The 1,680-nt window shown below is 28.6% G+C and carries 2 protein-coding genes; both read right to left on the minus strand.

Annotated features, from left to right (window positions below):
• Window positions 1-134: 134 nt before the first annotated feature.
• A complete protein-coding gene (locus G3997_RS05315; protein ID WP_296644068.1) occupies window positions 135-443 on the minus strand; it encodes a hypothetical protein in 309 nt (102 codons plus the stop codon).
• 282 nt (window positions 444-725) lie between these two features.
• The gene (locus tag G3997_RS05320; protein WP_296644071.1) at window positions 726-1,382 is read right to left on the minus strand and encodes an SH3 domain-containing protein; all 657 of its coding nucleotides are present in this window, start codon (window positions 1,380-1,382) and stop codon (window positions 726-728) included.
• Window positions 1,383-1,680: the final 298 nt, after the last annotated feature.

The following is a 1,680-nucleotide window of genomic DNA, read 5'->3' on the forward strand; positions in this document are numbered from 1 at the left end:
TAATAAATACTATATAAATGTAATTATATAAAAATAGAACCTTAATAATTGTAAGGTTCTATTTTTTATTTTCTTTTTTCTTTTCTCTACTAGGTGATTTTTTAATATACATTATATCTAGCTTTATATTAAGTTTAATTACATTCATTCATTAAAGTTTTTATATTATTTTGGTGTGCTGTATCTAATTTATCAGATCCATGAGTTTTAGAATTTAAGAAGTGTATGTCTACATGTCCATCTGCATTGTTATTCTTTACTGAATCATAATTTATTCCAGGCCCATAATTATCACTTCTATTCTTACTTGTATATTCTCTCGCTGGTTCACTATCTAATCCTGAATGAGGCATACCGCTCATTGAAGCTCCATATATCTTGCCATTAATATGAACTAATATAGGTCTTCTAGCCCAACTAAATCCACCCCATATACTCTTCATTGTAGCTGTATCTGCTGCAGTAAGAGGTTCTACATCAGCATGACTTGTTCCACCTGTTCTTATTACTTTAAATGTCTTTCCTGTCTTATAATCCTCAACAGTAAAAGCATTATTTAGATTTGATGCATAGTCATCTCTAACTAAGATATCACTTCCTCCTTTAAACCAATCTGGGAATAATACTTTTCCTTGTATTTCAGGCTTAGTAGGTTCTATYGGTTTTGTACTTGATAAATATTGGTTACTTATATACCCTACTGTTCCATTATACTTTATCTTAGATTAGTTACCGCTATTACTTATATACTCTACTTTGTTTCCTTTGTTTAGCTTCATAATAGATTTATATGAAGTTGAAGGTCCAGTTCTAACATTAACTGAATTACCTNNNGGTGTATTATTATCAGTACTTGGGTTATCAGTAGTAGTTTTATTTGATACATATTTGCTAAAAACGTATCCTACTGTTCCGTTGTAATTAACTTTTATCCAATTATTTTCTTGTGATATAAAGTTTACTTGTGTTCCTTTTGAGAAACTTCTTATAACAGAATAATTTGTTCCTGGTCCTTTTCTAAAGTTTACTGAATCTCCTGTTATTGTTCTTATATCATTAGATGTAGAATCTGTTGAAACTGGCTTTATATAGTTACTACTGATATAACCTTCTTTTCCGTTATACTTTATCTTAGACCAGTTACCGCTATTACTTATATACTCTACTTTGTTTCCTTTGTTTAGCTTCATAATAGATTTATATGAAGTTGAAGGTCCAGTTCTAACATTAACTGAATTACCTGTTACTTCCATATAAGTAATTGCTCTCATTATACTATGAGATGTTGTTTGTGTTTCTAGTGCATGTACATTATACCCCATACCCATTAGTTGTGTTGAGGCTAATGTTACTGCTAATATTTTGCTTTTTAGATATTTCATTTATGATGTCTCCTTGCCCTTAGTTGTCCATTGAATATATTAGTATAAATATGTTAGAAATTCTATATTTGTTGGTGAATTTACATTAATTGCATTTATTGGAATGGTTTATTATGGTAGGTTTGTTATGTTATTTATGAAAATAAGGCACTAAACAAATAAGTCTAGTACCTTAATTAATAAATTCCCCGTTACGTTAGAAGATTTGGAGGGAAATCTATTGGTTATAGTTTATAATATTTTAAAAATTCTGTCTATATTTTCTGACTTTATTTTGCATTTTATTTAATTATTTATA

Source organism: Romboutsia sp. 13368 (genome assembly GCF_018336475.1).
Taxonomy (GTDB): domain Bacteria; phylum Bacillota; class Clostridia; order Peptostreptococcales; family Peptostreptococcaceae; genus Romboutsia.